Origin of the sequence: Olleya sp. YS, assembly GCF_029760915.1 — a bacterium.
Taxonomy (GTDB): domain Bacteria; phylum Bacteroidota; class Bacteroidia; order Flavobacteriales; family Flavobacteriaceae; genus Olleya.
This window is the reverse complement of sequence record NZ_CP121685.1, coordinates 2,569,700-2,592,621: the sequence shown is the minus strand read 5'-3', so window position 1 is coordinate 2,592,621 and position 22,922 is coordinate 2,569,700. Positions and strand designations below refer to the sequence as shown.

The 22,922-nt window shown below is 30.7% G+C and carries 15 protein-coding genes and 3 tRNA genes; 10 read left to right on the top strand and 8 right to left on the bottom strand.

The genetic code is table 11. The features are described from left to right. Nucleotides 1-53 precede the first annotated feature (53 nt). Nucleotides 54-4,451 carry a translocation/assembly module TamB domain-containing protein gene (locus tag Ollyesu_RS11820; RefSeq protein ID WP_279301426.1) on the bottom strand — a complete coding sequence of 1,466 codons (4,398 nt, stop codon included), beginning with the start codon at nucleotides 4,449-4,451 and terminating at the stop codon, nucleotides 54-56. 168 nt (nucleotides 4,452-4,619) lie between these two features. On the opposite strand from Ollyesu_RS11820, the gene tsaD reads away from it, so the two are divergent. The 7 genes from tsaD (at nucleotide 4,620) to Ollyesu_RS11785 (ending at nucleotide 11,009) form a co-directional block, all read left to right on the top strand. Then, complete coding sequence (gene tsaD / locus Ollyesu_RS11815; protein WP_279301425.1) at nucleotides 4,620-5,642, top strand: tRNA (adenosine(37)-N6)-threonylcarbamoyltransferase complex transferase subunit TsaD; 1,023 nt, start codon at nucleotides 4,620-4,622, stop codon at nucleotides 5,640-5,642. A gap of 548 nt (nucleotides 5,643-6,190) precedes the next feature. Next, nucleotides 6,191-6,823 (top strand): peptidylprolyl isomerase, encoded by a 633-nt coding sequence (locus Ollyesu_RS11810; protein ID WP_279301424.1) that lies wholly within the window; start codon nucleotides 6,191-6,193, stop codon nucleotides 6,821-6,823. Continuing rightward, complete coding sequence (locus Ollyesu_RS11805; RefSeq protein ID WP_279301423.1) at nucleotides 6,823-7,527, top strand: 16S rRNA (uracil(1498)-N(3))-methyltransferase; 705 nt, start codon at nucleotides 6,823-6,825, stop codon at nucleotides 7,525-7,527. Before Ollyesu_RS11810 ends, Ollyesu_RS11805 begins: the two co-directional genes overlap by 1 nt. 3 nt (nucleotides 7,528-7,530) lie before the next feature. Further along, on the top strand, nucleotides 7,531-8,175 hold the full coding sequence (locus tag Ollyesu_RS11800; protein ID WP_279301422.1) for a DUF4159 domain-containing protein: 645 nt from the start codon (nucleotides 7,531-7,533) through the stop codon (nucleotides 8,173-8,175). A gap of 24 nt (nucleotides 8,176-8,199) precedes the next feature. Next, complete coding sequence (locus tag Ollyesu_RS11795; RefSeq protein WP_279301421.1) at nucleotides 8,200-8,706, top strand: TrmH family RNA methyltransferase; 507 nt, start codon at nucleotides 8,200-8,202, stop codon at nucleotides 8,704-8,706. A gap of 25 nt (nucleotides 8,707-8,731) precedes the next feature. Next, the gene (locus tag Ollyesu_RS11790) at nucleotides 8,732-9,826 is read left to right on the top strand and encodes an AI-2E family transporter (protein WP_279301420.1); all 1,095 of its coding nucleotides are present in this window, start codon (nucleotides 8,732-8,734) and stop codon (nucleotides 9,824-9,826) included. Further along, entirely contained in the window at nucleotides 9,819-11,009 is a 1,191-nt protein-coding gene (locus Ollyesu_RS11785; protein WP_279301419.1) for a class I SAM-dependent methyltransferase, read from the top strand. Before Ollyesu_RS11790 ends, Ollyesu_RS11785 begins: the two co-directional genes overlap by 8 nt. Here Ollyesu_RS11785 and Ollyesu_RS11780 read toward each other — a convergent pair. From Ollyesu_RS11780 to Ollyesu_RS11760, 5 genes are all read right to left on the bottom strand, one after another. Continuing rightward, nucleotides 11,006-11,428: a hypothetical protein gene (locus tag Ollyesu_RS11780; RefSeq protein ID WP_279301418.1), complete on the bottom strand. Its 423-nt coding sequence runs from the start codon at nucleotides 11,426-11,428 to the stop codon at nucleotides 11,006-11,008. The genes Ollyesu_RS11785 and Ollyesu_RS11780 overlap by 4 nt on opposite strands. A gap of 201 nt (nucleotides 11,429-11,629) precedes the next feature. After that, nucleotides 11,630-11,703 (bottom strand) — tRNA-Arg (locus tag Ollyesu_RS11775). 14 nt (nucleotides 11,704-11,717) lie between these two features. Further along, a tRNA-Pro gene (locus Ollyesu_RS11770) sits at nucleotides 11,718-11,792 on the bottom strand. 32 nt (nucleotides 11,793-11,824) lie between these two features. After that, nucleotides 11,825-11,913 (bottom strand) — tRNA-Ser (locus Ollyesu_RS11765). A gap of 88 nt (nucleotides 11,914-12,001) precedes the next feature. Next, nucleotides 12,002-14,047, bottom strand: a complete 2,046-nt coding sequence (locus Ollyesu_RS11760; protein ID WP_279301417.1) for an HDIG domain-containing metalloprotein — start codon at nucleotides 14,045-14,047, stop codon at nucleotides 12,002-12,004. Between the two features lie 125 nt (nucleotides 14,048-14,172). Between Ollyesu_RS11760 and Ollyesu_RS11755 the strand changes: the two genes are divergently transcribed. Both Ollyesu_RS11755 and Ollyesu_RS11750 read left to right on the top strand, forming a co-directional pair. Then, nucleotides 14,173-15,351 (top strand): acetyl-CoA C-acyltransferase, encoded by a 1,179-nt coding sequence (locus tag Ollyesu_RS11755; protein ID WP_279301416.1) that lies wholly within the window; start codon nucleotides 14,173-14,175, stop codon nucleotides 15,349-15,351. A gap of 9 nt (nucleotides 15,352-15,360) precedes the next feature. Next, on the top strand, nucleotides 15,361-16,110 hold the full coding sequence (locus Ollyesu_RS11750; RefSeq protein ID WP_279301415.1) for a C40 family peptidase: 750 nt from the start codon (nucleotides 15,361-15,363) through the stop codon (nucleotides 16,108-16,110). A gap of 51 nt (nucleotides 16,111-16,161) precedes the next feature. On the opposite strand, the gene Ollyesu_RS11745 is transcribed toward Ollyesu_RS11750, so the two are convergent. Then, a complete protein-coding gene (locus Ollyesu_RS11745) occupies nucleotides 16,162-17,385 on the bottom strand; it encodes a tetratricopeptide repeat protein (protein ID WP_279301414.1) in 1,224 nt (407 codons plus the stop codon). Between the two features lie 24 nt (nucleotides 17,386-17,409). Next, a complete protein-coding gene (gyrA, locus tag Ollyesu_RS11740) occupies nucleotides 17,410-19,968 on the bottom strand; it encodes a DNA gyrase subunit A (RefSeq protein WP_279301413.1) in 2,559 nt (852 codons plus the stop codon). Between the two features lie 260 nt (nucleotides 19,969-20,228). Between gyrA and Ollyesu_RS11735 the strand changes: the two genes are divergently transcribed. Continuing rightward, on the top strand, nucleotides 20,229-22,784 hold the full coding sequence (locus tag Ollyesu_RS11735) for an ATP-dependent Clp protease ATP-binding subunit (protein WP_279303075.1): 2,556 nt from the start codon (nucleotides 20,229-20,231) through the stop codon (nucleotides 22,782-22,784). The last annotated feature ends 138 nt before the right edge of the window (nucleotides 22,785-22,922 follow it).

The window sequence follows — 22,922 nt, the reverse complement described above, 5'->3', positions numbered from 1 at the left end:
AATAAAAAACAGGGTGTTAAAAGGGTGAAAGTGTAAAATAAGCTTGTAGGTTTTTACTCTTTTTTAAAAGTCATATCCTCTGGAAATGGCGAGTTGTTTTCTGTACTCGTATCTGGATTGTTGTCTTCTTGAAGCTCTTGATTTTCTTGTTCCTTTTTTGGACTAAAGATTTTTCGTAATAATTCGCCAAAAGTATCAAATGATACGCTATAAGATAAACCTACACCTTGTGTATAGCCTATCTCTTCTCCAAAGTTTCTAATACTATTTTCTCTATTAAATACTTTTGCTGTTAGTGTTCCTTCTTCATTTAATAAAAAGTCAACCTGAACATCTCCTGCAATTACAGAGTCACCTAGTCCACCAACTGGCACACCTAGTTTACCATTAATTAATACACGATCTGAGATTTTTGTTTGCAGTGTTAAACCAACACGATTGTCTGTTTGAAAATCTGGACGATTTTGACCTGCTTCAAAATTGACACCTATGTTAAATTTACCATCACCACTGGATAATAGATTGTTTACTAAACCATTTAAACGCTCTGTTAAAGTACCAGTAAAGTTAATATTGTTAAGTCCACTACTAAACGCTCCAGTTGCAATTAAAAATAGAGCTTGACTTTCTTTTTCCTCTTTAGAATCTAAACGATAATCTATTTCTGATCTAATGGTTGAGCTAGTATTTGGGAAGTTAAACTCGTAATTAATTTCAGGTCTTTCTAATCGGTCTGATAATTCTAGTGTTAATTCTACAGGAATACTTCTATTTATAGAATTGTCTAATAATGGTGAAGGGTTAGCACGCGTAACGTACTTTGCTTTTATATCTATAATGGCATCTAAAGGTGGTCCATTCCACGCAAGATTACTTACGTAGGGTTCAACTATAAATTGTTTTTGAATAACTCCGCCATATAAAAAGTTATAAACACCTTCGTACACCACGAAATCACCATACATATCAAATTTATTATTAGTATTTATTTCTATTAATAAACCACCTACTCCTCGACCTTTAATTGTACTTCCTGAAGTTTTGTCTATTAATATTTCAATTTCTGCATCTTCGGTTACATCTAATTCAAAATTTAAATCTAATCCCGAATTAACTTCAGTCTCAATTTCTACACCTTCTTGTTTAGCTTGTTTTTCTTCTGGGCTTAAAAAGTGAATGATTGAATTATCTCCAAACGATTCATTATCATTTAAAGGAATTTTAAAGACAGTTCCTGTTTTAGTTTCTCCTATTACATTGATGCTTAAATTTTCTGACGGTCCATAAATTGATGCTGATCCACCAATAAATCCTGTTCCGTAATATAAAGACTCTTCTGTTTCTTGAGTATCTAGTACTAATAATCGTGGAGTTTCTAAATTAAGATCTAATTTCCATTTAGAAAAATTAGTATGGCTAATACTACCATCTAATAAACCTTTAGAGTTTTCTTTAGTATCTGTTATATTTATTGTATTAAAAATAAATGATTGGTTTTTAAGTGATACAGATGCATTGTCTTGGAAAGCATAATCTACGCTTAGATAAGGCACACCCAAGCCACCATTATCTATATTTAATTGTCCATTAAAACTAGGCTTATTAAGATTACCTAACACTTTAGCAGTTCCGTATACATCACCTCTAATGTCACTTAAAACTCCCTCTAAAAACGGATTTAAAATCTGCAAGCTAAATTTATTAAATGCTAAGTTAACATCAATAATTGCATCACCATTATTTGTATTAATATTACCTTTTGCGGTGAAAGAATTAGTGTTGTCATCCTTAATTTTAGCATCAACTATATAATTAGATAATGTTGCATTACCTGTAATTTTTGCATCAAATGACCCAAGAAACGTCTCGTTAACTTCTAAGTTATCTATAGTAATAGATGAATTTGGGAGGTAGTTTCCGTTTTGCTGCAGAATATCTAATTTTCCATTAATATTTCCTGCAATTGTTAATTTTTCGACATCTGGAATTATTTTATTTAGATCTACATCTTTAAAGTTGAGTTTTAAATCTTTGTAAGTAGAATCTCTTATTGTTCCTGCAAGTTTAATTTCTTCATTCTCATGATTCATTACTAACTCTTCAATTTTAAAGTTTTTAAAATCTCTGTCAAATATTATTTTGTTGAATTTATTTTTATCCTCATTAACAAACCATTTATTGTTTTTAAAAGTAACATCACTCTTTTTAAACCCAACTACAGATAAATTATCTTTATTGATGGTATGGTAAAAACTTAAATTATAATTATCGTCATTACGCTTTCCTCCTTTAAACTCAGAACGCATAAATAATGTATCATTAAGTGTTACATTTATTAAATTAAACTTAGAGACACTATAATGCTTGGTAAAAACGCTATCCACTTCTACGTAAGTATTAAATAACGGATTGTTATTGTCTACTTGTACTTCTATAGTTTCAGCAAAATAATCTAATAGCTTAATTTTTGGTGATTTAAAAGTTAGTTTAAACGCTTTCTCATTGCTCTCTACTCGTCCTTTTATAAAGGTATTGGCTCCAACTTCAACTTCTGGTAAAAAGACTTCGACTATCTTATTGTAAATTTTAAAATTAAAGTCAATGTACTGATTACCTATAATTTGATTAGGAACGTAATTAGCATAAATACTTTTTAATGAGTTTTCAAAAAGAACATCTAAATCATTAAACTTAAAGTTACCATTTAATTGTCCCTCTATGATGTCTGGAGAATTTATTTTGATAAAACGCTCATTCTTTGAAAATTCTGAACTGATTGCAAAGTCTTTAAATATATAGGTGTCGTTCTCGTTTTTATAAACTGTATTTTTAAAATTAATACTACCAACAGCGTCGTCAATGTTAGTAGCTTTCATTTTCATGTCTACTATACCTGTAAATTCTGACTGCTCATCCCTTTTATAAAAATTAAGTGCTTTAAGATTAGCATAATTAACATTAGCTACAAAGTCAAAAGTGCTAATGTCCTTTGATAAATCTGCTAAACCATTAAACTCAAGTTTAAGATTTTTATCGTTTGATACTAATTTTCCGTTAAACTTGCTTTGTTTATATTGACCATTAACAACTATGTTTTGGTAGTTATAGTTATTATACTTTATGTTGTAAATATCACCTTTTAACTGTGTTGATAGATTTTCCTTTTTAAAACCAACACCATCCACGTCTACATTTAAAGACGCTACACCTAATTTGGGATCGTCAAGCATTAAGCCTAAATTAAACTCGTCTAGTATAAGATTACCCTTGTAAGATGCAAAATCTATATTATCTATATTGGACATTTCAAGATTAGAATCGATATAGCCCAACTTAGTATTTATTTCTAAATCTGCTTTAATTTTGTTAGGAGTAATGTTTGATGTACCAGATGCACTAAAACTACCTAGTTTGTCAAAAATAGATGGAATAGACTCTCCCAAAACATTTGGCAACAATGCTTTTAAGTCTTTGTAATTAGAAGATAAATTTCTAAAGTCACCAACCATAGCAAAATTATTTTCCTCGCTATTAAATAAGTTTTTAAAATTTATTGTCCCTTTAATGGTCGTGTTTCTGTTTGTTTGAAGATCTAAATCACGAGTTGTTAAGTCATTTAATGTCCCTGATATTTTTGTGCTAAAGTTAGCACGCTGATTAACACCAAATTCATTATAAAAAACGTTTAATTCATCCAATAAAACACTACCCTCATTAAAATTGGCAGAGACTTTTACTTTATCTTCGAATGCTTTAAAATCCTCTCTAGTATAATCAAAAACCAAGTTACCTTTTATAAATGATTCTGGAGTTTTCAGGCTTAAATTATCAAATCGCATTTGTGTTAATGTATACGAAAAGTCTGAAGTAAGGTTTTCTAATTTCAATCCACGACTATCAACAAATTGCAACGTATTTATTCTAGATGTAACATCGCTTCCATCAATTACAAAATTGGTTCCGTTAAGGTTTATCTTATCAAATCTAAGTATTTGAGGAGTTTGCTTATTTTCATCTATTAATCTAAAGGTTCCGTTATTAATAGTTACATCGCTTGAGGATAATAAAAATTCGCTTTTATCTTTTCTAGGATTATCATCATTAAACCTAGCAACAAATACATCAAGATTGGTATCTGTCTCACCTTGATATTTAACTACATTAAATACCAAATCATCAAGATTAATATCTCCTAAGTTAAGTTTACCATCATATAAATTTTTAAAACTAATAATTGATGTGTTTAATTCTGAAGCACTTATAAGTGTGTCTTTTTTAAAATCTTTTATTAAAACACCTTTTAATTCGACATCACCATTAAATTGTAGTCCTACCTTTTCAATGTTTATATTAGTCTTAAATTCTTCATTTAATCTTTTAGTAGCATACTTACCAAGACTAGTTTGTACTGCAGGAATAGATAGTACCAATACCAAAATGATAAATAGCAACAATAGTATTGCTATTAATTTGGCTATTATTTTAAAAAACTTTTTGATACTATTTAATGGCTTAAAAAATTATTAAGAATACCTTACTTTTGTAAATACGTTAACAAATGTAATTTAGTTGTTAATTTACACATCAAAATTAACAATTATTATGCCCAAAATTAACTAATGTCAACACAAAATATTTACATCTTAGGAATTGAAAGCTCTTGTGACGATACAGCAGCTTCTGTAATACATAACGGAAAAATACTTAGTAACATTATAGCTAATCAAAAAATACATGAAGCTTATGGTGGTGTGGTACCGGAATTAGCCTCTAGAGCACATCAACAAAATATTGTTCCAGTGGTAGATCAAGCTTTAAAAAAAGCAGGCATTACAAAGTCTCAACTAAGTGCAGTAGCTTTTACCAAAGGTCCAGGACTTATGGGAAGTTTATTGGTTGGTACGTCTTTTGCAAAATCTTTAGCATTTGGATTAAATATCCCTTTGATTGATGTTAATCACATGCAAGCCCATATTTTAGCACATTTTATAGATGAAGATGGTTTTGATAAACCACCTTTTCCGTTTTTGGCTATGACTATTTCTGGTGGACATACGCAAATAGTAAAAGTCAATCATTATTTTAATATGGACGTAATTGGCGAAACTATTGATGATGCAGTCGGAGAAGCATATGATAAAAGCGGAAAACTATTAGGTTTAGGGTATCCTGCTGGTCCGCAAATTGATAAACTTGCAAAGTTGGGCAATCCTAAAGCCTTTACATTTACTAAACCTAAAGTGGATGGTTTAAATTTTAGTTTTTCTGGGTTTAAAACTGCAGTGTTATATTTTATTCAAAACCAAGTCAAAGAAAATCCAAATTTTATAGAAGAACATCTAAACGATATTTGTGCCTCAATTCAATATACAATTATTGGGATTTTAACCGACAAGCTTAAACAAGCCTCTAAACAAACAGGCATTACACATATTGCAATTGGTGGTGGTGTATCTGCAAATTCTGGAATTAGACAAGCTTTAAAAGATGGAGAAGCTAAGCATGGTTGGACCACCTATGTTCCTAAATTTGAATTTACTACAGACAATGCAGCTATGATTGCAATTGTTGGATATTTAAAATTTTTAGAAGGTGATTTTGTAGAGCAAAATGTAATGGCAAATTCTAGGTTGAAGATTTAATTTTATATGAAATTTTTAAAATCATATAAGTTTTGGTTTTCAACAATTATACTATTGTTATTGGCATATCTTATATCAAATAAAAATACTGAAATAGTTATTAATATTTATGATACTTATTATGTGGTTGCTGATAAACATGTTTATGAAACACTACTTTTAATAAGTTCATTTATAGTCTTCCTTTATATTGTCTTTAATTCATTACTGAAAATAAGTTTATTAAAACAAATAAATTTTCATGGTTTATTTCAGTTGCTATCTAGCGTACTACTTATTTATATAATATCTTTTTGGAACACTGAAAAAAAGAATTTTTCGTTATTTGATGATTTGTTATTTCAAAATAATTCTTTAATTGTTGTAGGTTTAATATTTATTATTGCTAACATAATTTTCTTATTAATTTTAATTACAAAAGCGCTGTTGAGCTCCTTAAAAATCAAGAAATCTTAACATTGTTAAAACCCTTGTTAATAACCTTATTAATTATATTTATTTAAATAGTATTTTTTTGTTTTTTTGCTGAAACAAATTAATTTAAAACAATGAAAAACCTACTTAAACTCGCTATTTGCTTATTAACTGTATCTACTATTGCCCAAACCTCTGTCAAAAAAGAATTAGATACCATTACAACAGTTGAACAAGCCGAAAAATTTTTAGAAACTAAAAAATCTAGAAAAAATAAAATTTTAGTGTTTAACGAAGAGAAACATAAAACTAAATTAGCTACAGCTCTTTTAAATACAAGCGTTGGTAGTACAGAAACGGTTAAAACAGAATTTAATACTACACATTACAAAGTTATTTCAAAATCCGATGAAAGACATTATCGTATCAGCTATATATACTTTGATGGTAATACACTAGAAGCCTCAAAAATTGTAGATTACAAAAATGATATTTTAAAATCTTATGAAGACGGAATTCGTTTTGACGATTTAGCTAAGCGGTATTCTATGGACAGAAATGCCAAACGTGGTGGTGACTCTGGGTGGTTAAAAGAAGGTTCGATGCCAGTTGAAGTTGAAGAGCAAGCCTTTAATTTAGATAATAAATTAAACACTATTTATACAGTCAGAGTACCTGAAACCAATAGCTTTTATATTATTTTAAAAACTGAAAGAATTAAAAAGATTAAAGAAATTAAAGTTTTAAAAGTTATTGATAAAAAGTAATGCAGCTATTTTACAATCCAAATATTGATAATACTACCAAGCAATTTGCATTTCCAAAAGAGGACAGTAGACACATTGTAAAAGTGCTAAGAAAGCAACTTGGAGATATATTACATATTACTAATGGTAAAGGTTATCTGCTTAAAGCAGAAATAGCAGTAGCAGAGCAAAAAAACTGTATGGTTAATATAATTGAAGCTACCTTACAAAAACCTAGTAATTACAAATTACATCTTGCTGTTGCACCAACAAAAATGAATGATCGATATGAATGGTTTTTGGAAAAAGCAACAGAAATTGGTGTGACAAGTATTACACCTATTTTTTGCGACCATTCAGAGCGAAAAACTGTTAAGATAGAGCGTTTTGAAAAAATCATACAATCTGCAATGAAGCAATCTTTAAGTTGCTACTACCCTACTTTAAATCAACCAATTGCTTTTAAAGACTATATAACTAAAGTGTTTTCAGGTCAATTATTTATTGCACATTGCGAAGAAACAGATAAAAAATCACTTAAATCTCAATTGTCAACCAATAACGAAGTCACTATTTTAATTGGACCAGAAGGCGATTTTTCTGTTAAAGAAATAGAAAAAGCTATCCAAAATAAATTTATTCCTGTAACTTTGAGTGACACACGACTACGCACCGAAACTGCTGCAATTGTAGCCTGTCATAGTGTTGCTTTTGTAAATGAATAAATAATGAAAAAAACTGTTTTACTTGTTACTTTTCTCTTTTACGCTGTCTCTTTAATTGGACAAGATCTGGCTATTTTAAAGTATAATGGTGGTGGAGATTGGTACAGTAATCCTACAGCTTTACCAAATTTAATACAGTTTTGTAATGACAATATAGATACACAAATGAACAAAAAACCAGAAACGGTTGAAGCGGGAAGTGTGGATATATTTAGATTTCCATTATTACATATGACTGGTCATGGGAATGTTGTTTTTGATGAAGATGAGGTGGTAAATCTAAGAAACTACTTAGAATCTGGTGGGTTTTTGCACATAGACGATAACTATGGTATGCAACCCTACATTACAAAAGAGCTGAAAAAAATATTTCCAAATCAAGAGTTGCAAGAACTAGCAAATACACATCCTATATTTAGTAGTGCTTTTGACTTTAAAGATGGCTTGCCAAAAATTCATGAACATGATGGTAAACGTCCACAAGCATTTGGGTTATATCATAAAGAGCGATTAGTAGTTTTATTTACTTTTGAGTCTGATTTAGGAGATGGTTGGGAAGACCAAGAAGTACACAACGATCCAGAGGATGTTCGCCTAAAAGCTTTAAAAATGGGTGCTAATATTGTAAAATATGCTTTTGAAAATTAAGAAGAACTTAAATTTGATACTATATTGCAATTAACCCATTATACAACCAACTTCAAACAACAACAGTTTCCTATTACTGTTATTGCAGAACATGTTACTAATGCTCCTAATATTGGTAGTTTATTTAGAACTTGTGATGCATTTGGAGTAGAAAAATTAGTATTTTGTGGAAACGATATTCCTCTAGGTAGAAAAATGACCAAAACCTCTCGTGCTACAGAAAAGGTTGTAAACTATGAAGTAAGAGAATCATCATTAGAGTTAATCAAAACGCTGAAGTCAGAAGGTTATACAATTATTTCATTAGAAATTACAACTACTAGTAAAGCTTTACACAATTTCAAAATTAAAAATCAACAACCCATAGCTTTAATTATTGGCGATGAAAATTTCGGAGTCACAGAAGACATCTTAAATATAAGCCATGACATTCTACATATAGATATGTTTGGCAATAATAGCAGTATGAATGTCGTACAAGCAACCAGTATTGCACTTTATGAAATTACTAAGCAGTTATTGATAAATTAAAAATCAAAAATTTTATATTTACATCATGACATCAAAAACTATAACTAACGGAATTCTTCGCGCAGTATCAATAATAGTTGGTATTGTTATATTACTGTGGTTTCTGTATAAAATTCAATCTGTTATAGTTTATTTAGTAATTGCAGGAATAATATCGCTATTAGGTAGACCAATAGTTGTGTTTTTAAAAAGTAGATTCAAATTCCCAGATACACTTGCTGTAGTGACAACAATGCTTGTGTTTTTAATAATTATTTTCGGAATTATTAGTTTATTTATTCCTTTAATTATAGAGCAAGGTCAGAATTTATCATTATTAGATATTGATACTTTACAAGCCAATATTGAAAACTTATACAAGGAAGGTATTAGCCACTTTGGATTAAACACTAACGAGGTTGAACAATCCATAAAAGATTCTAAATATATGTCTAAAATAAATTTTGGAATCATACCAGATTTTGTCAATGCAATAATTTCTGGATTTGGAAGCTTTAGTATAGGGTTGTTTTCTGTGTTATTTATTTCTTTTTTCTTCTTAAAAGATAGCAAAATCATGAGCTCTGGTTTATTGACTATACTACCCAAAAAACATGATAAAAGACTACGTAAATCTTTTGTTACCATTCGTGATTTATTAACTAGATATTTTGGAGGTTTACTATTGCAACTTACTATCCTATTTGTAATATACACAGTAATATTATTAATTTTCGGTATTGAAAATGCAGTAATAATAGCTACACTATGTGCCTTATTAAATATTATTCCATACGTAGGACCAATAATTAGTGCATTTGTACTGGTATTATTAAGTATGTCTAGTAATTTAGGACAAAGTTTTAGTGATGTAATACTACCTAAAACGCTTTATGTTATGTTTGGTTTTGTTATTGCGCAATTAGTAGACAACTTTTTCAGTCAGCCATTAATATTTTCAAAAAGTGTAAAATCTAACCCTTTAGAAATCTTTTTAATTATAATCATTGCTGGTTTACTTTTCGGAATTGTAGGTATGATTGTAGCAATTCCTGCTTACACTGCTTTAAAAGTTATTGCTAAAGAGTTTTTATCTGAATATAGAGTTGTAAATAAATTGACTGAAGGGTTAGATGATTAGTTTTAATAAAACTATATTACATAAAGATATACAACGCTTTATAGACGAAAATTTAAATACTAATATTTCAGAATTAGTATTAAAAGGCATACCATTTCCTAAAGACATACAACAAGATATTTTACATCAAATTGAATCTAAGAGTAGATCAAGAAAAAAACTACCAACATGGTTCAGCACTAAAAACATATACTATCCTCCAAAACTTAATATCGAGCAAACCTCTTCTGAAACTACAGCAGAATATAAATCTAATCTAATTTTTGGACAATCTTTAATTGACTTAACTGGTGGATTTGGTGTTGATACTTATTATTTTTCTAAACATTTTAAACAAGTTATTCATTGCGAATTAAACCAAGACTTATCAAAAATTGTAAGGCATAATGCATTGGTTTTAAACACACAGAATCTGACCTTTTATTCTGAAAACGGGTTAGAGGTTTTAAAAAAATTAAACCAAACCTTCGATTGGATTTATATAGACCCATCTAGACGAAATGATTCTAAAGGAAAGGTTTTTCTCTTAAAAGACTGTTTACCAAATGTACCAAATCATATAGATTTGTTACTTAATTATTCAAAAAATATAATGATTAAAACATCTCCTTTGTTAGATATATCTTCTGGTATAAATGAATTAAGTAATGTCAAGACTATCCAATGTATTGCAGTAAACAATGAGGTAAAAGAATTACTTTGGATATTAGAAGCTAATTATAAAGGTCAAATTAGTATCAACACAGTAGATATTAAAAATGATGAATACAAGGAATTTAATTTTATATATGAGAAAGAAAAAGCTACTGAAGTAGACTATAGTTTACCCTTAACTTATTTGTATGAGCCTAATAGCGCTATTTTAAAATCAGGTGCATTTAATACATTATCAAAACAGTTAGATGTATTAAAAATACATAAACACTCACATTTATATACAAGTAGAGAGTTGGTTAAATTTCCTGGTAGACGGTTTAAAATTGAAACTGTTCTACCTTACAATAAAAAATCTTATCACAAAATTATTGGCTTAAATCAAGCAAATGTAACCACTAGACATTTTCCAGAAACAGTTGCACAAATTAGAAATAAACTTAAAATAAAAGAAGGTGGTAAAAACTATTTGTTTTTTACCACCAATCTTGATAATTTAAAAATTATAATATTTTGTACTAAAATTTAATTTAAAGTCTGAATAATTGGAACCTCTACAGAATTTGAAGAGTTAATAATTATTTCTACTTCAGTACAAGTATCCATGTCTAAAATCACTTTACTATCAGATATTCCAGATGTAGAACTTTGTATACTAAAGGTTGTTTCACCATCATTAAACGTTAACCAAGAAGAACTTCCCCCTGGAACTATATTTTGTTCTTGAATGGTATTTGCATTAGAATCTACAATAACAAAAGTAAAGTTTACCGATCCATTGTTAACTAACTTAGATTGGGGATTTTGATTACTACAAGTCTGATTCGCTTGAGCAGCTTCAGGACTTACAATACTTTCGTTTAAAGAATCATCTAATGATTCTGTAGTACAACTAGAAGCAATAAAAATTAGGCATAAAAATGCCGAGAATTTAAGTAGGTTATTCATTGTCTTAAAATTTAAAACTTGACAAGTCAAGCTGTTTGGGACTGCAAAAATAATATTTAAATTATAATTATCTATTAAAAGTTAATTTTTTCGATGAAATGCATAGTTAATTGGAATCATTCTAATCAAATAACTGATTATCAGATTATTATTTATTTTCCATAAAACAAAAAAGCTTCACTAAAAAAGTGAAGCTTTAAGTGAGCCCTGAAGGATTCGAACCTTCGACCGCCTCCTTAGAAGGGAGGTGCTCTATCCAGCTGAGCTAAGAGCCCTTAACTCTGAAAAGTCGGGGTGGCAGGATTCGAACCTGCGACCTCCGCGTCCCAAACGCGGCGCGATAACCGGGCTACGCTACACCCCGAAAAAGGTTATCAATTATAGATAAAAGAATTGCGGAGAGACAGGGATTCGAACCCTGGGTAAGTGTTTCCACCTACGACGATTTAGCAAACCGCTCCTTTCGGCCACTCAGGCACCTCTCCAATTAAAATGAACATTGCAATAATTGCGGATGCAAATGTAACATATCATCCTAAATAACACAACAAATTTATTTACTTTTTTAATTTTTTATTCAGGATATTCTATTCTTAAGTGGTAAATATTTGCAAGCTTGCGCTTTAGCACTTTTTTTATAGATTCAATTTCTTTAAATGTAATATTTGCATTTAAGAATTGACCGTCATCCTTTTGTTTATTTATGATATTTTCTACAAAATTATCAATTTTACTAGATGTTGGTTCTTTCAAACTTTTAGAAGCTGCTTCAACACTGTCACACATCATTAGTATTGCAGTTTCTTTACTAAAGGGCTTAGGTCCTGGGTATGTAAAGTCATTGATGTCTACGTCATTATTATTTGCTTTTTCTTTCATATAGAAATAATATACCTGACTTGTTCCATGATGTGTCCTTATAAAATCTATAACTCGATCTGGTAAATTATTCTTCTTAGCTATTTCAATTCCATCTATGACATGATTAATTATAATTTTAGCGCTTTCTTTAGGAGATAATTCATCATGGCTATTAAGTCCCGAAGATTGGTTTTCTGTAAAGTAAGTTGGCGATTTCATTTTACCAATGTCATGGTACAATGCTCCTACTCTAACAAGCATTGCATTTGCATTAATTTCATTAGCGGATGCTTCTGCTAAATTAGCAACGTTTAAAGAATGGTGAAACGTACCTGGTGCTTTATTTGAAAGTTCTTTTAATAATTTAGAATTAGTATCTGAAAGTTCTAAAAGAGATACATCAGAAACTAAACCAAAGAGTTTTTCATAAATGTAAATTAGTGGTTGCACAAATAATGTTGCTAAACCACATAAAATAAACAAGCCAAACGTTTCCCATTTTAAGTTATCTATACTAGCTTCATGAATTACAAAAAATGCAAAGTAAGCTATAATGTAGACTAATGTAATTTGCCCTACTGAAATAAATAAATTTGCGCGTTTATATAGTTCTGATACTGTTAAAATTGTAACTATTCCTGCTATAATTTGTAGAAACATATACTCATAACTATTAGGTACTATAGATCCCAACAACAAAACTGTAATTACATGAGTAAATAACCCTAAACGTGCATCAAAAAAGGCTTTTAAAACTAGAGGTAAAATAGCTATTGGTACCAGATACACATATTCTGAATTGTAATTTACTACCAATGATGTCAACATAACAATTACAAGAATATTAAAAAATATAAAGGTGACTTTAGTATTGTTTTTATAAACATCTAGCCTGTATTTTCGAATAAATAACAATAGCATCAAAAGTGCTAAAGCTACTAACAAGGTATAAGCTAAAACAATCCAATTATAATTAGATTTACTCCAAACCTGTGATTCATATTCTTTAGATAATGATGTAAGAATTTGATGTTTTTCATCATTAACTACTTCTCCTTTTGATATGATTAAAGTTCCTTTATCTATGACACCCCTATTTTGAGAAATTTTTTCTAAAGATTCTTTAAGGACATTATCAGACAACTGTTTGTTGTATGTCAAGTCGGACTTAATAATATCGAAAAAAAGCGTAGTTAGGTTATTAGAATAGCGCTCTAAGTAGGTGCTTTGCAGCTCTTTTTCTATTTTGCTTTTTATGGTTCCAAGCTTTTGTAAATTAGAAAATTTAGTTACTTTTTTCTCGATATTATTAACTAAAATTACAACTTTATTATCTTCATTTAAGTTTAAATCTTCGTTTAAAATACCATATTGATATAATTCATTTAAAATACTAGATCCCTTTAATTTTAACTTATTGTAGTTTTTTATTGTGTCATTAAATACTGAACTGAAGGATTGCTCGTAATCAAATTTTACTTTTGTTTCTATATTTTCATTTTTATTAAAAAAATGAGTGGTTTGAGATTCTATTAATGCTATTTCTTTGTCAAGCTCAGTATTCGATTTTTTTATAGCAAAATTAAAAGGGGCATATAAATTCTCGGATTGCCAAAGCTTTCCTTTTTCGAAATTTTTATATTTAAAACGACCACTTTTTGGGAAGATAAAAACTATTAGAAACGTTGTCGCTAAAAACAACAGAATTTTATAAAATTGCGAGTGATTTTTATATATAGAATTTATGAAGTCTTTCATGCTTAAAACTAGTGTTTTTCAAATGTAATAAATTATAATACTTCTATTTACTTATAATACTAAGTTTAGTCTAAATTTTGGTAAAAAATTAGTAATTTCGTGCTTTAATTAAATGACTTATTATTATGAGCAAAAAAGTTGTTATTGTATCAGCAGCTAGGACACCAATTGGAAGCTTTTTAGGAGCGTTAAGTACTGTTCCTGCTCCAAAACTTGGTGCTATTGCTATTAAAGGAGCATTAGATAAAATAAATTTAAAACCTGAGCAAGTACAGGAGGTATTAATGGGTAATGTTGTGCAAGCTGGAACAGGACAAGCTCCTGCAAGGCAAGCAGCTATATATGCAGGAATACCAAACACAGTACCTTGTACTACAATTAACAAAGTTTGTGCATCTGGTATGAAAACTGTTATGCAAGCAGCCCAAAGCATTGCATTAGGTGACACAGATATTATTGTTGCTGGTGGTATGGAAAATATGAGTATGATTCCACATTATTTATATGCCAGGACTGGTACAAAATTTGGACCAACTACTCTGGTAGATGGTATGCAAAAAGATGGACTTGTCGATGCTTATGACCAGAATGCAATGGGTGTATGTGCAGATGCTTGTGCAACAGAATATCAATTTTCAAGAGAAGATCAAGATGCATTTGCAATACAATCTTACAAAAGGTCTGCTACTGCTTGGGATTCTGGTAAATTCAATAATGAAGTTGTACCTGTTGAAGTACCGCAAAGACGTGGTGAACCTGTAATAGTTAGTAAAGATGAAGAGTTTACTAATGTTAAAATTGATAAAATACCAAATTTACGTCCTGCATTCACAAAGGAAGGGACGGTAACTGCTGCAAATGCATCAACAATAAATGATGGTGCTGGTGCAATGGTTTTAATGAGTGAAGACAAAGCAAACGAATTAGGATTAAAACCATTAGCTTCTATTAAAAGTTATGCAGACGCAGCGCAAGAACCAGAATGGTTTACAACTGCTCCTGCTAAAGCTTTGCCTTTAGCTTTAAATAAAGCTGGAATTAATATTAACGATGTTGATTTTTTCGAGTTTAACGAAGCCTTCTCGGTAGTAGGGTTAGCCAACATGAAAATACTTGGACTAAACGATTCTAATGTTAATGTCAATGGTGGAGCAGTTTCATTGGGTCACCCTTTAGGGTGTTCTGGAGTAAGGATTTTAATTACCTTGCTTAACGTACTAGAACAAAATAATGCAAAAATTGGTGCAGCAGCTATCTGTAATGGTGGTGGTGGCGCATCTGCTGTGGTTATTGAACGATACTAAAAACAGCTAATGCAGTTCGGAATTTGTAATTTAAGTATTGTTCCTTTAAGGCTTGAGACTTCTGATACTAGTGAGTTAGTCTCACAAGTTCTATATGGCGATATATTTAAAGTCCTTGAACAACGTAAACAATGGAGTAAAATAAGATTGGCTTATGATAGCTATGAAGGTTGGATAGATAACAAGCAATACTTAGAAATTACAGAAGAGCACTACAAGTTAATAAAAAATCAACCTTTAAAACTATCAACAGATCTAGTAGATTTTGTACAAGACAAAAATAATCAATTACATACTATTGTTTTAGGTTCAGTCTTAAATAGTTTGGGAGTATTAGGTCACTCTTTTGAAGGTGCATCGTCTGACTATAAAAATGTAAAATCTGAAATCATTACTACAGCATTTAAATATTTAAATGCACCCTACCTTTGGGGAGGTAAGACACCTTTAGGTATAGATTGTAGTGGATTTACACAAATGGTTTATAAACTATGTGGTTATAAGTTATTAAGAGATGCTTCGCAACAAGCTACTCAAGGTGAAGCCCTGAGCTTTATAGAAGAAAGTGAACCAGGTGATTTAGCTTTTTTTGATAATAATGAAGGTAATATTATACACGTAGGTATTATCATGCAAGATAACTATATTATTCATGCACACGGAAAAGTAAGAATAGATAGACTAGATCATACAGGGATTTATAATGCCGAAAAGCGAACACACACCCATAAACTTAGAGTTATTAAAAAAATAATTTAGCATAAAAAAAGCCTTCAAATTTGAAGGCTTTTTTTTAATAGAATTTAAAGTTTAATTAAACTTTTCTCTTAATGCTTTAGCTTTAGCATCTTCACCAATAGCACCATAAATATTTGCAAGTGTGATACCAATTTCTTTATTAGGATTAATTTCTAAAACTCTTTCTAAATAAGGAATAGCTTCATTATATATATCTAATCTTTTATTCTTAAGTTCATCATACTTTCTGTTATCTGCTGCAGAAGTCCCTAATGCATTCATTTGATCAATTATTTTTTGCTCATCTGCAAGCACTAATGCTGCTAAATTAGTCAATGCATTGGTGTTCTTAGGATTAATATCTAAAGATTTAGTATAATATTTTTTTGCTTTTACAACGTTACCAGCTTCAGCAGCTAATACAGCTAAATTGTATAACAAATCTGGATTGTTAGGATCTTTTGATAATGCTTCGCTAATTAACTCTTCATACTTAGCTGTGTTTCCTAATTTGTATTGAAGGTTTGCTTCTGTTACTAATAAATTAGAATCTTCAGGATTAGCTTCTCTTGCTTTTTTCATATAAGCAAGAGCTTTATCTGTTTCTCCTTTATTAGCATAAATAATTACAATATTCTTGGTGATTTCTGCTTCTCTAGATTCTGTCATTCTTTCACCAGGATTTGTGTGAGTTTTTAATCTTACATAATTATCTCTGGTAGCTTTATCCATAACTTCTACTTCACCAGCAGCATTTGTAGCATAATATTCTTTTTCTACACCTGTATAATCTAAATCGTCAAGCATTATGTAATATTTTAACGCACCATCCATATCTTGAGCGTTAATAGAACTTACTGCTGCATAATATAAGTATGAAGGGTCAGACTTATTTACGTTATATAGATTTTCAAAACCTACTGCAGCCTTTTCAAAATCTTTCGATGTGTAAAAGTTATTGGCTTTAGTTAATAAATCACTTTCTATTGCACGCTTCAATTGACTAGCTTCACCAGAATTTCCTGAAATTTTACCAAGCGATTCTACAGCTTTAGTAATGTCAGCGTAACTTCCTGTACCGTTTGCAAAATATGCATTTGCAGCACCTAAGTAATATTTGTCTTTTAGTTTGCCATCCATAGTTCCTACCATAGATTCAAGTTGGCCTACCAAAGCTTTAGCTTCAGCATAATTATTGTTTTTTACTGCTTTTTCTAATGCTTTAATTTCTTTTTTTTGTGCAAAAGAAAATACTGTTACAAGTAATGCTATCGCAAGTATTAATTGTTTTTTCATTATAAGTTTTTTTTTAAGTTAATGTTATTCTTCTTCATCTGTATTATCAATAGTTGTGCCAGCTTCAGAATTGTTAGTGTTTTCAAGGTCTGCAACAATATTTTCTAAATCGTCTTCATCATCATCTTTCATCACTTTAGCAACTGCAGCTATAGAATCGTCTCCTTTTAGATTAATTAATTTTACACCCTGTGTAGCTCTTCCCATGGTACGTAAACTTTCTACTGCCATACGTATAGCAATTCCAGATTTATTGATAATCATTAAATCATCTGTATCAGTTACAGATTTTATAGATACTAAATTACCTGTTTTTTCTGATATTGAAATAGTTTTTACACCTTTACCTCCTCTATTGGTTATTCTATAAACTGCTTCACCATCTTCTGGATCATCAATATAAGTTCGTTTTCCGTAACCATTCTCTGAAACAACAAGAACAGTTTCTTCTTGTGGGCTTTCAATAGTAACCATACCAATCACTTCATCTTTAGCGCTAGCAAGAGTAATACCTCTTACACCTGATGCATTTCTACCCATTGGTCTAGTTTTAGCTTCTTCAAATCTAATGGCTTTACCAGATTTAAGCGCTAACATCACTTGACTATTTCCTGTAGTTAATTTAGCTTCTAATAATTCATCACCATCTTTAATTGTTATGGCATTAATACCATTAGTCCTTGGTCTAGAATATTGCTCTAAAGACGTCTTTTTAACTTGTCCTTTTTTAGTTGCCATAATGACATAGTGACTGTTAATGTAATCTTCATCTTTTAAATCTTGAGTACATATAAACGCCATCACTTTATCATCCTGCTCTATATTTATAAGGTTTTGAATTGCTCTTCCTTTTGAAGTTTTACTACCTTCTGGAATTTCGTAAACACGCATCCAGAAACATTTTCCTTTTTGGGTAAAGAATAACATGTATTGGTGATTTGTACCAACAAATAAATGTTCTAAGAAATCTTCATTTCTAGTGGTTGATGCTTTTTGACCAACTCCTCCTCTATTTTGTGTTTTGTATTCTGTTAAAGAGGTACGTTTAATGTAACCAGCATGAGAAATAGTAATGACTACTTGTTCATCCGGAATCATATCTTCTATACTTAAATCTCCTCCAGCATATTCTATTTGAGAACGACGCGCATCACCATATTTGTCTTTTACTACTTGTAATTCGTCCTTAATGATTTGCATTCTGCGCTCCTTCTTGTCTAGGATATCTTTAAGATCTTCAATAGTTTTCATGATGTCTTCATACTCACTTCTTAGCTTATCTTGCTCTAATCCTGTAAGTTGTCTTAATCGCATCTCTACGATTGCCTTAGCTTGAATCTCGCTTAATTTAAATCGCTCTATTAAATTTGCACGAGCTTCATCTGCATTGGAAGAGGCTCTAATAATCTTAATTACTTCATCAATATTATCCGAAGCAATAATTAATCCTTCTAAGATATGCGCTCGCTCTTCAGCTTTTCTTAGTTCATAAGTCGTACGCCTAACAACAACATCATGTCTATGTTCAACAAAATAGTGTATTAATTGTTTGACATTTAATAATTCTGGACGACCATTTACTAATGCTATATTGTTAACACTAAAAGAGGATTGTAATGCGGTATACTTGAACAACTTATTAAGTACGATGTTTGGAATGGCATCACGTTTTAAAACATATACAATTCGCATACCATTACGGTCAGATTCATCACGAATAGTTGAAATCCCTTCTAATTTTTTATCATTAATTAAGTCAGCAGTTTTTTTAATCATATCTGCTTTATTAACTTGATATGGTATTTCATCAACTATAATACACTCACGTCCTTGAACTTCTTCAATATTGGCTTTGGCACGCATCACAATACGACCTCTTCCTGTATGAAAAGCTTCTTTTACGCCATCATAACCATAAATAGTTCCTCCAGTTGGAAAATCTGGTGCTTTAATATGTGTAATAATTTCGTCAATTTCAATATCTGGATTATCAATGTATGCAATGGTACCATCAACAACTTCTGATAAGTTATGTGGTGGCATATTAGTTGCCATACCTACTGCAATACCAGATGCACCATTGATTAGCAATCCAGGAATACGAGTTGGTAATACTGTAGGTTCTTCTAAAGTATCATCAAAATTTAATTTGTGATCTACGGTCTCTTTATCGATATCTGCCAACATGTCTTCAGATATTTTACGCATACGCGCTTCTGTATAACGCATTGCTGCAGGGCTATCACCATCTACAGATCCGAAGTTACCTTGACCATCTACCAACATGTAACGTAAACTCCATTCTTGAGCCATACGAACCATTGTATCATAAACTGAGGTATCACCATGTGGGTGATACTTACCTAAAACTTCCCCAACTATTCTTGCTGATTTTTTGTGTGCCGAGTTAGCTCTTACACCCAGTTCATGCATACCATAAAGTACGCGTCTATGTACTGGTTTTAAGCCATCTCTTACATCTGGTAAAGCACGTGACACAATGACTGACATAGAATAATCTATGTAAGCTGATTTCATTTCATCTTCAATGTTAATTGGAATGAGTTTTTCTCCTTCTGCCATATATAAATTTAATTAATTTTATTCATTATTTCAAAACACGCTAATATAAAACTTTCATTAGTAACGGTAAGCCTTTTAAGTCTATTTTTTGATGTTTTTTATTAACAATTTAACACCCTTTTTTAGTTAATAACTCTCTTGCAAATTATTTTGATTTTATCATTACATTCAAACCGTAAATAATTAACATATTATTTAAGGTATAGTTTTTGCCAATACTAATAATGTTTACTATTTTTAAAGCTGAAAGGAATAAATTTATGGATGATAATTTTTCACCAAGAGTAAAAGATGTTATAGCTTATAGCAAAGAGGAAGCGTTACGTTTAGGACACGACTTTATAGGTACAGAACACTTGATGCTTGGTTTATTAAGAGACGGAAACGGAAAAGCAATAAATATTTTAAATGCGTTGGATATTGATTTAAATCATTTAAGACGTAAAGTAGAGATATTAAGTCCTGCTAATCCTAACACAACTATAACTTCTAACGAAAAGAAAAACTTGCACTTAACGCGACAAGCAGAACGTGCTTTAAAAACGACTTTTTTAGAAGCTAAACTGTTTCAAAGTACTTCAATAAATACAGCACATTTATTATTATGTATTTTAAGAAACGAAAACGACCCTACGACTAAGCTTTTAAATAAGCTTAAAGTAGATTACGATAATGTTAAAGAACAATTCAAGTCTATGATAACAAACGACGATAATTTTGAAGATATTACTGGAGCACCAAAAGCAGAATCATTTCAAGATGACCCTTCTGCTGAAGATTCTAGCTCTAAAGATATATTTAATACACCTGGAGCTAAAGGCAACAAAAAATCTAAAACACCAGTTTTAGATAATTTTGGTCGCGACTTAACTGCTATGGCTGAAGAAGGTAAATTAGATCCAGTTGTAGGACGCGAAAAAGAAATTGAGCGTGTCTCACAAGTCTTATCTCGTCGTAAGAAAAACAATCCATTACTTATTGGAGAGCCTGGTGTTGGTAAATCTGCAATTGCAGAAGGTTTAGCTAATCGTATTGTTAGTAAAAAAGTATCACGTATTTTATTTAATAAACGGGTGGTGACTTTAGATTTAGCAAGTTTAGTAGCTGGTACAAAATATAGAGGCCAGTTTGAAGAGCGTATGAAAGCGGTTATGAACGAGCTAGAAAAAAATGACGACGTTATTTTATTTATTGACGAAATTCATACTATTGTTGGTGCTGGTGGAGCAACTGGTAGTTTAGATGCATCCAATATGTTTAAACCTGCTCTAGCAAGAGGCGAAATACAATGTATTGGTGCTACCACTTTAGATGAATACAGACAATACATAGAAAAAGATGGTGCATTAGAGCGTCGTTTCCAGAAAGTTATAGTTGAACCTACTACTGTGGAGGAAACAATTGAGATATTAAACAATATTAAAGCAAAATACGAAGATCATCATAATGTAGAGTATACAGACGAAGCTATTGAAGCTTGTGTCAAGTTAACTAATCGTTACATGACAGAGCGTTTTCTTCCAGACAAAGCAATTGATGCTTTAGATGAAGCAGGATCACGTGTGCACATTACTAATATTGATGTCCCTAAACAAATTATAGAATTAGAAAAAAAGCTGGAAGACGTCAGAGAAACTAAAAACTCTGTTGTTAAAAAGCAAAAGTATGAAGAAGCAGCGCGTTTACGCGATGATGAAAAACGTTTAGAAAAAGAATTAGCTATTGCTCAAGAAAAGTGGGAAGAAGACACTAAACAGCATAAAGAAACAGTAACTGAAGATAATGTTGCAGATGTAGTAAGCATGATGACAGGTGTCCCTGTTAACAGAATTGCACAAACTGAAAGCAATAAATTAGCACAATTACCAGAGCTTATTAAAGGTAAAGTCATTGGACAAGACGAAGCTGTTGCTAAAGTGGTAAAAGCTATACAGCGTAATCGTGCTGGACTCAAAGATCCTAATAAGCCAATTGGTTCATTTATATTTTTAGGACAAACAGGAGTTGGTAAAACACAATTAGCCAAAGTGTTATCAAAACAATTATTTGATAGCGAAGATTCACTTGTGCGTATAGACATGAGTGAATATATGGAGAAGTTTGCAATTTCTAGATTAGTTGGTGCACCTCCAGGATACGTAGGCTATGAAGAAGGTGGTCAATTAACAGAAAAAGTACGACGTAAACCATACGCAGTTATCTTACTTGACGAAATAGAAAAAGCACATCCTGATGTGTTTAATATGTTATTACAAGTTTTAGATGATGGCTTTTTAACAGACAGTTTAGGTCGTAAAATTGATTTTAGAAATACCATTATTATAATGACATCTAATATTGGAGCTAGAAAACTTAAAGATTTTGGTACTGGAATTGGGTTTGGGACTGCATCTCAAAAATCGCAAGAAGACGCCAATGCAAGAAGTGTTATTGAAAATGCACTTAAAAAATCGTTTGCACCAGAGTTTTTAAATAGAATTGATGATGTGATAGTATTTAACGCGCTAGAAAAAGAAGATATCAATAAAATTATAGATATTGAATTAGACAAATTGTTAAATAGAATTGATGGCTTAGGCTACAAGCTTAAATTAACTAAGGCTGCTAAGAATTTTATTGCTGAAAAAGGATTTGATAAACAATATGGTGCGCGACCTTTAAAACGCGCGATTCAAAAATATATAGAAGATGCTTTAGCTGAAGAAATTATTACCTCTAAATTACAAGATGGTGATAAAATTGTTATGGATTTAGATAAAAAAAATAATGAAATAACTATAAAAATTGAAAAATCTGAAAAGCCTGCAGAATCTTAGAAATCCTATTATTTATAATTTTCAAGAAGCTTCACTAATCTAAGTGAAGCTTTTTTTAATTACTACTCTATTTATAGTTAGTTCAACTGCTTTAAAATCAACGTTTTAGTATTTTTTGTCGATTAATTTTACCGTTTG

Coding starts and splice junctions, on each gene's coding strand:
- Ollyesu_RS11750 (WP_279301415.1), top strand. CDS start 15,361: ATGCAGTTCGGAATTTGTAATTTAAGTATTGTTCCTTTAAGGCTTGAG.
- Ollyesu_RS11810 (WP_279301424.1), top strand. CDS start 6,191: ATGAAAAACCTACTTAAACTCGCTATTTGCTTATTAACTGTATCTACT.
- Ollyesu_RS11790 (WP_279301420.1), top strand. CDS start 8,732: ATGACATCAAAAACTATAACTAACGGAATTCTTCGCGCAGTATCAATA.
- Ollyesu_RS11735 (WP_279303075.1), top strand. CDS start 20,229: ATGGATGATAATTTTTCACCAAGAGTAAAAGATGTTATAGCTTATAGC.
- Ollyesu_RS11755 (WP_279301416.1), top strand. CDS start 14,173: ATGAGCAAAAAAGTTGTTATTGTATCAGCAGCTAGGACACCAATTGGA.
- Ollyesu_RS11760 (WP_279301417.1), bottom strand. CDS start 14,047: ATGAAAGACTTCATAAATTCTATATATAAAAATCACTCGCAATTTTAT.
- Ollyesu_RS11745 (WP_279301414.1), bottom strand. CDS start 17,385: ATGAAAAAACAATTAATACTTGCGATAGCATTACTTGTAACAGTATTT.
- Ollyesu_RS11800 (WP_279301422.1), top strand. CDS start 7,531: ATGAAAAAAACTGTTTTACTTGTTACTTTTCTCTTTTACGCTGTCTCT.
- gyrA (WP_279301413.1), bottom strand. CDS start 19,968: ATGGCAGAAGGAGAAAAACTCATTCCAATTAACATTGAAGATGAAATG.
- tsaD (WP_279301425.1), top strand. CDS start 4,620: ATGTCAACACAAAATATTTACATCTTAGGAATTGAAAGCTCTTGTGAC.
- Ollyesu_RS11805 (WP_279301423.1), top strand. CDS start 6,823: ATGCAGCTATTTTACAATCCAAATATTGATAATACTACCAAGCAATTT.
- Ollyesu_RS11780 (WP_279301418.1), bottom strand. CDS start 11,428: ATGAATAACCTACTTAAATTCTCGGCATTTTTATGCCTAATTTTTATT.
- Ollyesu_RS11785 (WP_279301419.1), top strand. CDS start 9,819: ATGATTAGTTTTAATAAAACTATATTACATAAAGATATACAACGCTTT.